This window comes from Klebsiella sp. MS 92-3 (assembly GCF_000195655.1).
GTDB lineage: Bacteria > Pseudomonadota > Gammaproteobacteria > Enterobacterales > Enterobacteriaceae > Klebsiella > Klebsiella pneumoniae.
This window is the reverse complement of record NZ_GL882836.1, coordinates 1939-15049: the sequence shown is the minus strand read 5'-3', so window position 1 is coordinate 15049 and position 13111 is coordinate 1939. Positions and strand designations below refer to the sequence as shown.

The window sequence follows — 13111 nt, the reverse complement described above, 5'->3', positions numbered from 1 at the left end:
CCGGGGGCCCAGTGGGTCATAGCAGCGCGGTTAACGCAGACGATACTTAATTTTTTCGACAATCTTCGCGGTGGAGATGCCGTAGCGATCGTGGAGGGTCGGCAGGGCGCCGGCTAACAGGAACGCGTCGGGCAGCCCCACGCTATCCAGCTCACAGCGTACGCCCTTACGCATCAGCAGCGCGGCCACCGCTTCCCCCAGGCCGCCGACCGCGGTGTGGTTCTCCGCAGTTACCACCAGGCGGCCCGGCTTCGACGCCTGTTCAATAATCGCTTTCTCATCCAGCGGTTTGATGGTCGGCACGTGCAGGACCGCCACGCCGATATTATCGGCCCGCAGCTTTTCAGCCGCCTCCAGCGCGCGCATAGTCATCAGCCCGGAGGAGATAATCAGCACATCGTTGCCGTCCTCCAGCAGCTTCGCCTTACCCAGTTCGAACTGATAGTCATATTTATCCAGCACCAGCGGCACCTTACCGCGCAGCAGACGCATATACACCGGCCCCTGGTGATCGGCAATGGCCGGTACCGCCTGCTCTATCTCCAGCGCATCGCAAGGATCGACGATAACCATCCCGGGGATACCGCGCATGATCGCCAGATCTTCGGTGGCCTGATGGCTGGGGCCATAGCCGGTCGTCAGGCCCGGCAGCGCCGCGCAGATCTTCACGTTCAGATGCTCTTCGGCGATGACCTGGTGAATAAAATCATAGGCGCGACGGGTTGCAAAGGCGGCATAGGTGGTGGCGAAAGGAATAAATCCCTCCTTCGCCATCCCCCCTGCCGCCGCCATCAGCAGCTGTTCGGCCATGCCCATCTGGAAAAAGCGATCCGGGAAGGCCTGGGCGAAAATATGCAGGTCGGTATATTTTGACAGGTCCGCGGTCATGCCGACGATTTCCGGGCGCTGCGCCGCCAGTTTTGACAGCGCGACGCCGAAGGGCGCAGGGACGGTCGCCTGGCCTTCATCAGCAATCGAGGCGATCATCGCCGACGTTTTTAAACGGGGTTGACTCTGGCTCATTACAGCACTCCTTCCGGTTTGTTAGCGTCCAGCACCGCGATCGCTTTTTGCCATTCGTCGGCATCGACGCGAATAAAATGGTTTTTATCGCGGGTTTCGAGGAACGGCACCCCTTTGCCCATCAGCGTGTCGCATAAAATGACCCGCGGCTGATTGCCGGAATAACTTTTCGCGTTGTCAAAGGCGGCCATCACCGCCGGCAGATCGTTACCGTCCACGCGCTGTACGTACCAGCCGAAGGCGGCCCATTTATCCTGCAGCGGCTCAAAGCCGAGGATTTTGCGTGAATCGCCGTCAGCCTGCTGTTTGTTGACATCGACAAGGTTAATCAGGTTGCTCAGGCCATAGTGAGCCGCCGACATCGCCGCCTCCCAGGTCGACCCTTCGTCCAGCTCCCCATCGGACATGGAGTTGTAGACCCAGGCCTTGCTCTGTTTCTGCCGCAGCCCAAGCGCCATGCCGACGGCAATGGACAGTCCCTGCCCCAGCGAGCCGCCGGACATCTCCATCCCCGGGGTGTAGGTCGCCATGCCGGACATCGGCAGGCGGCTGTCGTCGGAGCCGTAGGTTTCCAGTTCGGCTTCCGGGATAATGCCCGCCTCCAGCAGCGCGGCATAATAAGCGATAGCGTAATGGCCATGAGAGAGCAGGAAGCGATCGCGCCCCTCCCACTCGGGATCTTCCGGGCGATAGGTCATGGCATGGCTGAAGGCGGTGGCGAGCACATCGGCATAGCCCAGCGCCTGGCCGATATAGCCCTGCCCCTGCACTTCCCCCATTTGCAGGGCGTAACGGCGAATACGCCACGCCGCCGCGGCGACTTTTTGTGATTCGGTCATCTTCATCTGTTTGCCTCGCTTAGTGAATTAACATGCCGCCGTTAACGTCCAGGGTGATGCCGGTGGAGTAGGAGGAAAGATCGCTGCCGAGGAACAGCGCGGCGCGCGCGATGTCTATCGCGTCGCCAAGGCGGTTCATCGGAATGCCGGCAAGAATGTTGGCCGTCATGTCATCAGTCAGCTTGCCGGCGGTAATGTCGGTCTGAATCAGCCCCGGGGTGATGCAGTTAACGCGGACGTTATCCGGGCCAAGCTCGCGCGCCATCGCCCGCGCCAGACCCAGCACCCCGGCTTTTGCCGCGCTGTAGTGCGGTCCGCCAAAGATACCGCCGCCGCGCTGGGCGGAGACGGACGAGATGCAGACGATGCTGCCGGATTTTTGCGCCCGCATGGTGGGGATAACCGCCTGCGACATCAGCAGCGTGCCGCGCAGGCTAACATCAAGCACCGCGTCATAGTTGGCGCGCTTGATATCCATCAGCTTCAGCGGCTGGGTAATCCCGGCGTTATTGACCAGTACATCAACCCGACCGTATTTCGCCAGGATCTGTTCGATGGCCGCCTGCACCTGCACTTCATCAGCGACGTTGGCCGCCAGGCCGAGATGGCCTTCGCCTAATGCCGCCGCGGCGGTTTTACTGGCTTCGCCATTGAGGTCGATAATGACCACTTTCGCGCCGTTTTCGGCGAATAATTTCGCAGTCGCGAAGCCCAAACCGCGTGCGGAGGCCGCGCCAGTAATAATGGCGACTTTATCTTTTAATAACATAGTTTCACTCCATGACATTACGTCATATTAATTAACAGGATATATTTCCGTTATTGTGGTTCATCGAGGAAAAGAATCACCACCAAACCAATGGCGGCGCAGATACCAAAATAGGTAAATACAGAATTAAAACTCCCGGTTTTATCAAGCAAGAAACCAGCCGCCATCGGCGCGACAAATCCACCGAGGTTGCCGCCGCTATTAATTATGGAAGAGGCGATTGGATAGGTTTTGCTATCCGAAACGGCCATACCGTACGCGGTAAAGGCTGGCCAGCCGATATTTAAACAAAAGCCGACAAAGAATAATCCAATACAAACTGCCAGGGTGCTGGCCGGGATATTCAGCATAATTAGCATCATGACCACCGTTGACACCGCAGTGAACATCATGGTGGGTTTACGCCGGCGGCCTAATAGCTTATCCGAAACCCATCCGCCGCCGATCGCGCCAATAAAGCCGCCGATGCACGGCATACTGGCCACGAAGCCCATACTCATTACATCGAAACCGCGCTCTTTGACTAAATACAGGGGGATCCAGGTTAATAATCCGTACAGCACGCTAACCATCATAAAATACGCCAGGCAGTCACCGAGAATATTTTTTGAGGTGAATAAGCCTTTCGCCGTATCAATTGGCGCCATTTTCTTTACCCGAATGATTTTATCCAGCCAGGTGAATCTTTCGGCAATTAAGATATTTTCGCGTACGCTATTATTATGACTTTCACGCCCGGCATTAATCTCTGCCAGTTCGCTTTGGGAAACAAATCCGCTCTCAGCAGGCTTGGATTTGACCAGCAGATACCACGCGATGGCCGCCACAATTCCGGGTATAGCAAAAGAGAAAAAGACCCACCGCCACCCCCAGGTCACCGCAATCCACACCGCCAGCGGCGGCACAATAATCGGCGCAAACATGGTCGCCGCGATGTAAACGCCGGTTGCCGTGGCTTTCTCTTTTGGTGGAAACCAGTTATTTATGGTGGAAGCCAGCCCCACCGGGCAAGGCCCTTCGCTCAGCCCCAGTCCCAGCCGCACCAGCTTCAGGCCAAACACGGAGCTCACCGTGCCCATCAGCCAGGTAAAGGCGGAGAAGCCGAAAATGGAGAGCGATACCAGCCCCCGGGTACCGCGTTTGGCGATGAAAAAGCCGGCCGGGATCTGGCTTACCGCATAGCCGAGGAAAAACATACTGGCGATGGCCCCGGCTTCAAAATTATTGATATGAAACTCATCAATGATGAAAGGCAGTACCGCGCCAATATTCGTTCGGTCGGCGTAATTGATGGCATACACCAGAAAAATCATCGTCAAAACCACGAAACGATATTTCGTTTTCCTGGCGTCAGTACAGACCAGCGTATCTATACGTGACATAGGGTTTCCTCGTTTTATACCTCATCCACTTCGCTGTAAGCTGCCGCTTCGGATCACCGCGTTTTACTATCCATACAGGAGCAAGAGATAAATGCTTTTCGCCAGCGAAACAGGTGGTTAGGTGTTTTATAATTGCGATGCAAGCACATCGCAGTTTGTTATCAGGCCTGTGAGAGGAATATAACAACCCCAAAATGAAACGGTATTCAAAAAACCTCAATTATGATTGAGAAAAATTGAGTTAGTGACTTCCCGCAAATTTTTAGCGTTTACTGACCTGCGCGCTTTTAACAAGATAAATTGTTAAGCCCATCACAAATTAACGTTGTTTTTTCGCTTTTCCCTATGCTGTACATCCCGGCTGCGCCACGCTGTTCGCTATTTTCTTTTATTCGCGTCCCGCGCAGGATGCCGCCATGAGCCAACCGCTACCCAATAAAAATCTGCCGATGCCCTCTTTACGCAATATCCAGGCTTTTATTGAAGTCGCCGCTACCGGCAGCCTTAATCTGGCCGCAGAGAATCTCAATATTACCGCCTCGGCGGTCAGCCATCAGATAGCTAGCCTGGAGCACTTTCTGGGGAAAAAACTGTTCTCCCGCAGCAGCAAAGGCGTCACGTTAACGGCGGTGGGAGAAAAATATCTCAAAGAGGTCTCCGGGGCGCTGAATATGATTGGCCAGGCCACCAGCCAGGTGATCAACGATATCCATCAGGATTATTTACGCATTCATTCGGCGCCGAGCTTCGGCCTGCTATGGCTGATGCCCCGTCTGGATAAATTCCGCCAGGCGTGGCCGGCGTTAAAAATCAGCCTGACCTGTTCATACGAAAGCATCCAGTTCTCCCGGGATAATATTGATATCGATATTCGTCACGGGCTGTCACAGTGGCCGACGCTGCTGGTCAGAACCATTAAAAATGAGCGCGTCCTGCCCTACAGCGCAGCGTCTTATTTAGCCAGCCATCCTGTGCAGGCTGTGGAAGATCTGCTGGCCTGCGATCTGATCCACTCCGACAGCACCTTAATTAACTGGAGCAACTGGCTGTCGTGGCACAAGGTCCGCGGCTGGCATAAAAACTTCATTTTTAATTTCGACCGGTCATATATGAGCATCGAGGCGGCCAGAATGGGGATGGGCGTGATCCTCGAGAGCAATCTGCTGGCCGGCGGACACGTGCGCCAGGGACAGCTGACGCCGGTATTTGCCGACGAGCGGAGCATGCCGGTCGGCGCGCACCACTTCGTCCTCCCCCACGCTAATGAACAGAAGGAGAAGGTCCAGCGCTTCTTCGCCTGGGTCGCCGGAGAGCTGAAAGAGGAAGGGTTCCATATTTGATCCCGGCTGGTGGACAAACCGCCAGTCGGCGCCTAAAGTTAATCAATCGATTGATTAATTTTTACCGAGCGCGATGACCAGTAAAGGCGAACAGGCAAAAAATCAGCTTATCGCGGCCGCTATCGCCCAGTTTGGCGAGTACGGCCAGCACGCCACCACCCGCGATATCGCCGCCCAGGCCGGGCAGAATATCGCCGCTATCACCTATTATTTTGGCTCGAAAGACGATCTGTATCTTGCCTGCGCCCAGTGGATCGCCGATTTTATCGGCGACAATTTTCGCCCGCAGGCCGAAGCGGCGGAGCACCTGCTTGCCGGGGAAGCGCCGGATCGCCAGGCGATCCGCGACCTCATCCTTAGCGCCTGCCACAACATGATCCTGCTGCTCACCCAGGACGATACGGTTAACTTAAGCAAATTCATTTCCCGTGAGCAGCTGGCGCCGACCGCCGCCTACCATCTGATCCACCAGCAGGTGATTGCCCCCCTGCACCATTATCTCACCCGGCTGATTGCCGCCTGGACCGGCTGCGAAGCCAGTGATACGCAAATGATCCTCCATACCCACGCCCTGCTGGGCGAGGTGCTCGCTTTCCGTCTCGGGCGTGAAACTATCCTGCTGCGCACCGGCTGGACGCAGTTTGACGCGCAAAAAACGGAACAGATTTTCGAAGTCATTACCTGTCATATCGATTTCATCCTGCATGGGTTATCGCAAAGGAGTTTGGGCTGATGAAAAAACCCGTCGTCGTCATTCTGCTGATCGTGATTCTTCTCGCCGCGCTGGGCGGCGGCTGGTGGTGGTACCAGAGCAGCCGGCAGCAGCCGCTGACCCTGTATGGCAATGTCGATATCCGCACCGTCAACATGAGCTTCCGCGTTGGCGGTAGGCTGGCCTCGCTGACCGTCGACGAAGGCGACAGCATCCGCGCCGGGCAAACTCTCGGCGAGCTTGACCGCGCGCCGTATGAAAATGCCCTGCTGCAGGCCCAGGCCAATGTCTCCACCGCCCAGGCGCAGTATGACCTGATGATGGCCGGCTACCGCGCGGAAGAGATTGCCCAGGCCGCGGCGGCGGTGAAACAGGCGCAGGCCGCTTACGACTATGCGCAAAACTTTTATCAGCGCCAGCTCGGGCTGCGCGCCAGCAGCGCCATTTCCGCCAACGATCTGGAGAATGCCCGCTCCTCGCGCGATCAGGCGCAGGCAACGCTCAAATCGGCGCAGGATAAGCTGCGTCAGTATCGCGCCGGTAACCGCCCGCAGGAGATTGCCCAGGCCAAAGCCAGTCTGGAACAGGCGCAGGCGGCGCTGGCCCAGGCCAAACTGGACCTGCACGATACCGTGCTCACCGCCCCTTCTGACGGTACGCTGATGACCCGCGCCGTCGAGCCCGGCACTATGCTCAACGCCGGCGGTACCGTACTGACCCTGTCGTTAACGCATCCGGTGTGGGTCCGCGCCTATGTTGACGAGAAAAACCTCGGCCAGGCGCAGCCGGGACAAGAAGTGCTGCTCTATACCGACAGCCGGCCGGATAAGCCCTATCACGGCAAAATCGGTTTTGTCTCGCCGAGCGCTGAATTCACGCCGAAGACCGTCGAGACCCCGGATCTGCGCACCGATCTGGTCTACCGTCTGCGCATTGTGGTGACTGATGCCGACGGCGCGCTGCGCCAGGGAATGCCGGTGACCATCTCCTTTAGCCACGGGAACGGACATGAGTGAGACCGTCATCGCCTTAAACGGCCTGAGCCGCCGTTTTCCCGGTATGGACAGGCCAGCGGTAGCGCCGCTCACCTGCACGATCCGCGCCGGCTACGTCACCGGGCTGGTGGGGCCCGACGGCGCGGGGAAAACCACCCTGATGCGAATGCTCGCCGGATTGCTCAAGCCTGATGAGGGCCGCGCCAGCGTGATAGGCTTCGACCCGCTAAAAGACGACAGCGCCCTGCACGCGGTGCTCGGCTATATGCCGCAGAAGTTCGGCCTGTATGAAGATCTGACGGTGATGGAAAACCTGACCCTGTACGCCGACCTGCGCAGCGTCACCGGCGAGGCGCGGAAGAAAATTTTCGACCGCCTGCTGGAATTCACCTCTCTTGGTCCATTCACCGAACGGCTGGCAGGCAAGCTTTCCGGCGGGATGAAGCAAAAGCTGGGCCTCGCCTGTACCCTGGTGGGCGATCCGAAAGTACTGCTGCTCGATGAGCCCGGCGTCGGCGTCGACCCTATCTCGCGCCGCGAGCTATGGCAGATGGTGCACGAGCTGGCCGGCGACGGCATGCTGATTCTGTGGAGCACCTCCTATCTCGATGAAGCGGAACAATGCCGCGACGTGCTGCTGATGAACGAAGGCAAACTGCTCTACCAGGGTGAGCCGACGGCGCTGACGCAAACCATGGCCGGGCGCAGCTTTCTGGTTTCCAGCCCGCAGGAGAACAACCGCCGCCTGCTGCAGCGGGCGCTGAAGCTGCCGCAGGTTAGCGACGGGGTGATCCAGGGCAAATCGGTGCGTCTGATCCTGAAAAAGGACGCGCGCATTGAGGAAGTCCAGCAGCATGGCGACATGCCGCCCCTGCAGGTGGCCGACACCGCGCCGCGCTTTGAAGATGCGTTTATCGACCTGCTCGGCGGCGCCGGGACCGCTGAATCGCCGTTGGGGGCGATTATCCATCGCGTTGACGGCAGCAAAGAGGAAACGGTCATTGAAGCCCAGTCGTTAACGAAAAAGTTTGGTGATTTCGCCGCTACCGACCATGTCGATTTCCAGGTTAAGCGCGGTGAAATTTTCGGCCTGCTCGGCCCCAACGGCGCCGGGAAATCCACCACCTTCAAAATGATGTGCGGCCTGCTGGTGCCCACCTCCGGCAAAGCGCTGGTGCTGGGAATGGATCTCAAGGTCAGCTCTGGCAAGGCGCGCCAGCATCTGGGCTATATGGCGCAAAAATTTTCGCTGTACGGCAACCTCAGCGTCGAGCAAAACCTGCGCTTTTTCTCCGGCGTCTATGGCCTGCGCGGCCGGGCGCAAAATGAAAAAATCGCCCGGATGAGCGATGCCTTTGGCCTGAAAAGTATCGCCCGCCACGCCGCCGACGAGCTGCCGCTCGGCTACAAGCAGCGGCTGGCGCTGGCCTGCTCCCTGATGCATGAACCCGATATTCTGTTTCTCGATGAACCCACCTCCGGCGTCGATCCCCTTACCCGCCGCGAGTTCTGGCTACATATTAATAGCATGGTTGATAAAGGCGTGACGGTAATGGTCACCACCCACTTTATGGATGAGGCGGAATACTGCGACCGCATCGGGCTGGTCTATCACGGCAAGCTTATCGCCAGCGGGACCCCGGATGCGCTGAAGGCCCAGGCGGCGGACGACAGCCAGACGGACCCAACCATGGAGCAGGCGTTTATTACCCTGATTAACCGCTGGGACAAGGAGAATAGCCATGGGCAATAGCATTCTCTCCTGGCGGCGGGTCCGCGCCCTGTGCGTCAAAGAGACCCGGCAGATTGTGCGCGATCCCAGCAGTTGGCTGATCGCGGTGGTGATCCCCCTGCTGCTGCTGTTTATCTTCGGCTACGGCATTAACCTCGACTCCAGCAGGCTGCGGGTCGGCGTATTGCTTGAGCAGCAGAGCGAAGAGGCGCTGGATTTCGTCCATACCATGACCGGCTCACCCTATATCGACGCCACCGTCAGCGACAGCCGCAGGCAGCTGATTGAGATGATGCAGGCCGGGCGCATCCGCGCCATGGTGGTCATTCCGGTGGATTTCGACCGCCAGATGGCCCGCCCCGGCGCCGACGCACCGCTGCAGCTCATCACCGACGGCAGCGAGCCCAATACCGCCAACTTCGCTCAGGGCTATGTGGAAGGTATTTGGCAAATCTGGCAGCAGCAGCGGGCGGAAGACCGCGGCGAAACCTTTGAACCACTGATCGACGTGCAGATGCGCTACTGGTTTAACCCGGCGGCTATTAGCCAGCACTTTATTATCCCCGGGGCGATCACCATCATCATGACCGTGGTCGGCGCCATACTGACCTCGCTGGTGGTGGCCCGCGAATGGGAGCGCGGCACCATGGAGGCGCTGCTGTCGACGGAGATCACCCGCGCCGAACTGCTGCTGTGCAAGCTCATTCCCTACTATTTCCTCGGCATGCTGGCGATGCTGCTGTGTATGTTGGTGTCGGTATTTATTCTCGGCGTGCCCTATCGCGGCTCGCTGCCGATCCTGTTTGTCATCACCAGTCTGTTTTTGCTCAGCACCCTGGGGATGGGGCTGCTGATCTCAACCATTACCCGCAACCAGTTTAACGCCGCGCAGGTGGCGCTGAACGCCGCCTTTTTACCGTCGATTATGCTGTCCGGGTTTATTTTCCAGATAGACAGTATGCCGGCGGTGATCCGCGCGGTGACCTATGTGATCCCGGCGCGCTATTTCGTTAGTACTCTGCAAAGCCTGTTTCTGGCGGGCAATATTCCGGTGGTGCTGCTGGTCAACGTGCTGTTTTTGATTGCGTCGGCGGTGATGTTTATCGGTCTGACGTGGCTGAAAACCAAACGGCGTCTGGATTAGGTTTTGTCCGGTGGCGCTGCGCCGACCGGGCCTACGGTTTAACCAACATCGATTATACGGTTCGCCGATCCCGTAGGCCGGGCAAACGCAGTGCCGCCCGGCGTGGTTGAATGGGCCAAAGGAGCTATTATGTTTCACCGTTTATGGACATTAATCCGCAAAGAGCTGCAGTCGCTGCTGCGCGAGCCGCAGACGCGGGCGATTTTAATCATGCCGGTGCTGATTCAGGTGCTGCTGTTTCCCTTTGCCGCGACGCTGGAGGTGACCAACGCCACCATCGCTATCTACAACGAGGACAGCGGTCGCCACGCGGTGGAACTCACTCAGCGCTTTGCCCGCGCCAAAGCCTTTACCCACGTCCTGCTGCTGCAAAGCCCGCAGGCGATCCAGCCGACCATCGATGAACAAAAAGCTCTGCTGGTGGTGCGCTTCCCGGCCGATTTCTCGCGCAATCTGGATAACTATCAAACCGCCCCGCTGCAGCTTCTGCTCGACGGACGCAACTCCAACAGCGCGCAAATCGCCGCCAACTATCTGCAACAGATTGTGAAAAACTATCAGCAGGAGCTGCTGGAGGGTAAAGCGAAGCCGAACAACAGCGAGCTGGTGGTGCGCAACTGGTACAACCCGAATCTCGACTATAAATGGTTCGTGGTGCCGTCGCTTATCGCCATGATCACTACCATCGGGGTGATGATCGTCACCTCGCTGTCGGTGGCTCGCGAGCGCGAGCAGGGCACCCTTGACCAGCTGCTGGTCTCCCCCCTCGCCACCTGGCAAATTTTCGTCGGCAAGGCGGTGCCGGCGCTGATCGTCGCCACCCTGCAGGCAACTATCGTGCTGGCGATTGGTATCTGGGCCTATCAGATCCCGTTTGCCGGCTCGCTGCTGCTGTTCTATTTCACCATGGTGATTTACGGTCTATCGCTGGTGGGCTTTGGCTTATTGATTTCGTCGCTGTGCGCCACCCAGCAGCAGGCGTTTATCGGCGTGTTCGTCTTTATGATGCCGGCTATTCTCCTGTCGGGGTACGTCTCACCAGTGGAAAACATGCCGCAGTGGCTGCAGGATCTGACCTGGATAAATCCCATCCGCCACTTTACCGATATCACCAAGCAAATTTATCTGAAGGATGCGAGTCTGGAGATTGTGTGGGGAAGTTTGTGGCCGCTACTGGTCATAGCGGCCACCACCGGCTCAGCGGCGTATGCGATGTTCCGAAGGAAGATTGCGTAATACCCGTCATCGTTCAAACTACAACGGCGTTGGCTTTCCTTACTCACCCCAGTCGCATAGTTATCTATGCTTCTGGGGATTCGCTGCGTTGCCGCCTTGTTGTAGCCCGAACGCTTTAGGGTAACGGCTCTTATCTTTCGCCAGCAGCGAGACCACCGCCGGGCCTGCCAGTATCACCAGCCCGGCGAGGGCCAGCAGCAGGTTGTTGTGCAGCACGCGCGACAGCAGCCACAGCGCTATCATGGCCGCGCCGAAGTACCAGGTCGTGGTGAGCTCCTCAAGGAAGTCTCCCACATCGCGCCAGCGCGCCTCATGGTGACGCTGTAAAAACAGCATCGCCAGCAGCGTGACGCTGTAGAGGACGCACAGTCCCAATCCGACGCGCACCAGCGCGCCGCTCATCCAACCCATCACCAGTACTGCCACGACCAGTAGATGCAACATAATCTGCCAGCAACTAAGACCCGTTGCGACGCGTACACGTTGTTGCCACTTCATGGCTTCTCTCCTGAAGGATTTTTCTCTGCTACTCAGAGTACCGCACTTTACGGAAAATTCCGTAACACCGCATCTTTTTGTGACGTCTACTACACTATTTTATTCAGGAAAGTGACATTTACTGGAGAATTATGGCTGAGCCAACGGCGGGATTTTCGTTGAACGTGCTGACAATTAACACCCATAAAGGCTTTACGGCGTTTAATCGGCGTTTTATTTTGCCCGAACTGCGCGACGCCGTGCGCAGCGTTAGCGCGGATATTGTTTGCCTGCAGGAGGTGATGGGCGCTCATGAGGTACATCCGCTGCACATCGAAAACTGGCCGGATACGACCCATTATGAATTTCTCGCCGACACCATGTGGAGCGACTACGCCTACGGGCGCAATGCGGTTTATCCGGAAGGCCACCACGGCAACGCCGTGCTGTCGCGCTTTCCCATTGAATACTACGAAAATCGCGATATCTCGGTCGGCAACGGGGAGAAGCGCGGCCTGCTGTACTGCCGCATCGTGCCGCCGCGGAGCGGGATAACTATTCACGTGATTTGCGTCCATCTCGGTCTACGCGCCGACCAACGGCAGGCGCAGTTGACCATGCTGGCGGAGTGGGTCAATCCCCTGCCCGCGGGCGAGCCGGTGGTGGTGGCTGGCGATTTTAACGACTGGCGTCAGCAGGCTAACCAGCCGTTAAAAGCCCAGGCCGGGCTGGAAGAGATCTTTACCCGCGCCCGCGGACGGCCGGCGCGCACCTTTCCGGTCAGTTTTCCGCTGCTGCGCCTCGACCGCATTTACGTCAAGAACGCCCACGCCAGTCGCCCGAAGGCGCTGGCCCTTAAACAATGGCGGCATCTGTCCGATCATGCACCCCTTAGCGTGGAGATACATTTGTGAAATGTCGTTGGCAGGAAGGCAACCGCATTACGCTACTGGAGAATGGCGACCAGTACTATCCGGCGCTGTTTGCGGCCATCGGTCGCGCCAGCCGGCGGGTGATCCTCGAATCCTTTATCTGGTTTGAAGATGAGGTGGGCCGGCGGCTGCACGCGGTCCTGCTCGAGGCTGCCCGCCGCGGCATCCAGGTGGAGGTGCTCCTCGACGGCTATGGTTCCCCGGATCTCAGCGATGAATTTGTCGGCGAGCTCACCGCCGCTGGCGTGATTTTCCGCTACTACGATCCGCGTCCTAAGCTGATGGGGATGCGCACCAATCTGTTCCGTCGCATGCACCGTAAAATCGTGGTAATCGACGACACCACCGCCTTTGTCGGCGGTATTAACTACTCCGCCGAACATATGAGCGACTACGGTCCGGAGGCGAAGCAGGATTATGCGGTGCAGGTCGAAGGGCCGGTGGTGCTCGACATCCTGCAGTTCGAGCTGGAAAACCTGCCCAACAGCGAAACCGCCCGCCGCCCGGGGGGGGGGGCGGCCCCCCCCCCC

Annotated in this window: 13 protein-coding genes and 1 pseudogene; 8 read left to right on the top strand and 6 right to left on the bottom strand. The window is 58.0% G+C overall.

Features of this window, described 5'->3' with window-relative positions; all coding sequences use genetic code 11:
- Positions 1-30 precede the first annotated feature (30 nt).
- The 5 genes from HMPREF9538_RS07870 to HMPREF9538_RS32405 form a co-directional block, all read right to left on the bottom strand.
- Positions 31-1023 carry a transketolase family protein gene (locus tag HMPREF9538_RS07870; RefSeq protein WP_002895757.1) on the bottom strand — a complete coding sequence of 331 codons (993 nt, stop codon included), beginning with the start codon at positions 1021-1023 and terminating at the stop codon, positions 31-33.
- Complete coding sequence (locus tag HMPREF9538_RS07875) at positions 1023-1868, bottom strand: transketolase (protein ID WP_002895753.1); 846 nt, start codon at positions 1866-1868, stop codon at positions 1023-1025. Before HMPREF9538_RS07875 ends, HMPREF9538_RS07870 begins: the two co-directional genes overlap by 1 nt.
- Before the next feature lie 13 nt (positions 1869-1881).
- Entirely contained in the window at positions 1882-2631 is a 750-nt protein-coding gene (locus HMPREF9538_RS07880) for an SDR family NAD(P)-dependent oxidoreductase (protein ID WP_002895750.1), read from the bottom strand.
- 50 nt (positions 2632-2681) lie between these two features.
- Complete coding sequence (locus HMPREF9538_RS07885; protein ID WP_002895749.1) at positions 2682-4013, bottom strand: MFS transporter; 1332 nt, start codon at positions 4011-4013, stop codon at positions 2682-2684.
- A gap of 287 nt (positions 4014-4300) precedes the next feature.
- The gene (locus HMPREF9538_RS32405) at positions 4301-4438 is read right to left on the bottom strand and encodes a hypothetical protein (RefSeq protein WP_009485754.1); all 138 of its coding nucleotides are present in this window, start codon (positions 4436-4438) and stop codon (positions 4301-4303) included.
- Here HMPREF9538_RS32405 and HMPREF9538_RS07895 point away from each other — a divergent pair.
- The 6 genes from HMPREF9538_RS07895 to HMPREF9538_RS07920 all read left to right on the top strand — a co-directional run bounded on the left by HMPREF9538_RS07895 (position 4430) and on the right by HMPREF9538_RS07920 (position 11172).
- On the top strand, positions 4430-5353 hold the full coding sequence (locus tag HMPREF9538_RS07895; protein ID WP_004179102.1) for a LysR substrate-binding domain-containing protein: 924 nt from the start codon (positions 4430-4432) through the stop codon (positions 5351-5353). The two genes, HMPREF9538_RS32405 and HMPREF9538_RS07895, sit on opposite strands and share 9 nt — an antisense overlap.
- Before the next feature lie 73 nt (positions 5354-5426).
- Positions 5427-6086, top strand: a complete 660-nt coding sequence (gene cecR / locus HMPREF9538_RS07900) for a transcriptional regulator CecR (protein WP_002895746.1) — start codon at positions 5427-5429, stop codon at positions 6084-6086.
- Positions 6086-7081, top strand: a complete 996-nt coding sequence (gene hlyD / locus HMPREF9538_RS07905) for a secretion protein HlyD (RefSeq protein ID WP_002895745.1) — start codon at positions 6086-6088, stop codon at positions 7079-7081. The genes cecR and hlyD overlap by 1 nt, the downstream gene beginning before the upstream one ends.
- Complete coding sequence (locus HMPREF9538_RS07910; RefSeq protein ID WP_002895741.1) at positions 7074-8813, top strand: ATP-binding cassette domain-containing protein; 1740 nt, start codon at positions 7074-7076, stop codon at positions 8811-8813. The genes hlyD and HMPREF9538_RS07910 overlap by 8 nt, the downstream gene beginning before the upstream one ends.
- A complete protein-coding gene (locus HMPREF9538_RS07915; RefSeq protein ID WP_002895739.1) occupies positions 8803-9936 on the top strand; it encodes an ABC transporter permease in 1134 nt (377 codons plus the stop codon). Before HMPREF9538_RS07910 ends, HMPREF9538_RS07915 begins: the two co-directional genes overlap by 11 nt.
- Positions 9937-10065: 129 nt before the next feature.
- On the top strand, positions 10066-11172 hold the full coding sequence (locus HMPREF9538_RS07920; RefSeq protein ID WP_004142068.1) for an ABC transporter permease: 1107 nt from the start codon (positions 10066-10068) through the stop codon (positions 11170-11172).
- 60 nt (positions 11173-11232) lie between these two features.
- Here the strand turns inward: HMPREF9538_RS07920 and HMPREF9538_RS07925 are convergent, their stop codons facing one another.
- The gene (locus HMPREF9538_RS07925; protein ID WP_004176793.1) at positions 11233-11670 is read right to left on the bottom strand and encodes a YbhQ family protein; all 438 of its coding nucleotides are present in this window, start codon (positions 11668-11670) and stop codon (positions 11233-11235) included.
- A gap of 131 nt (positions 11671-11801) precedes the next feature.
- On the opposite strand from HMPREF9538_RS07925, the gene HMPREF9538_RS07930 reads away from it, so the two are divergent.
- Positions 11802-12563: an endonuclease/exonuclease/phosphatase family protein gene (locus tag HMPREF9538_RS07930; RefSeq protein ID WP_009485752.1), complete on the top strand. Its 762-nt coding sequence runs from the start codon at positions 11802-11804 to the stop codon at positions 12561-12563.
- Positions 12560-13085 (top strand): annotated as a pseudogene (clsB, locus tag HMPREF9538_RS07935) (cardiolipin synthase ClsB); the annotation flags it as partial. The gene HMPREF9538_RS07930 and the pseudogene clsB, both read left to right, overlap by 4 nt.
- Positions 13086-13111 lie beyond the last annotated feature (26 nt).

Coding starts and splice junctions, on each gene's coding strand:
- HMPREF9538_RS07870 (WP_002895757.1), bottom strand. CDS start 1,023: ATGAGCCAGAGTCAACCCCGTTTAAAAACGTCGGCGATGATCGCCTCG.
- HMPREF9538_RS07875 (WP_002895753.1), bottom strand. CDS start 1,868: ATGAAGATGACCGAATCACAAAAAGTCGCCGCGGCGGCGTGGCGTATT.
- HMPREF9538_RS07880 (WP_002895750.1), bottom strand. CDS start 2,631: ATGTTATTAAAAGATAAAGTCGCCATTATTACTGGCGCGGCCTCCGCA.
- HMPREF9538_RS07885 (WP_002895749.1), bottom strand. CDS start 4,013: ATGTCACGTATAGATACGCTGGTCTGTACTGACGCCAGGAAAACGAAA.
- HMPREF9538_RS07895 (WP_004179102.1), top strand. CDS start 4,430: ATGAGCCAACCGCTACCCAATAAAAATCTGCCGATGCCCTCTTTACGC.
- cecR (WP_002895746.1), top strand. CDS start 5,427: ATGACCAGTAAAGGCGAACAGGCAAAAAATCAGCTTATCGCGGCCGCT.
- hlyD (WP_002895745.1), top strand. CDS start 6,086: ATGAAAAAACCCGTCGTCGTCATTCTGCTGATCGTGATTCTTCTCGCC.
- HMPREF9538_RS07910 (WP_002895741.1), top strand. CDS start 7,074: ATGAGTGAGACCGTCATCGCCTTAAACGGCCTGAGCCGCCGTTTTCCC.
- HMPREF9538_RS07915 (WP_002895739.1), top strand. CDS start 8,803: ATGGGCAATAGCATTCTCTCCTGGCGGCGGGTCCGCGCCCTGTGCGTC.
- HMPREF9538_RS07920 (WP_004142068.1), top strand. CDS start 10,066: ATGTTTCACCGTTTATGGACATTAATCCGCAAAGAGCTGCAGTCGCTG.
- HMPREF9538_RS07925 (WP_004176793.1), bottom strand. CDS start 11,670: ATGAAGTGGCAACAACGTGTACGCGTCGCAACGGGTCTTAGTTGCTGG.
- HMPREF9538_RS07930 (WP_009485752.1), top strand. CDS start 11,802: ATGGCTGAGCCAACGGCGGGATTTTCGTTGAACGTGCTGACAATTAAC.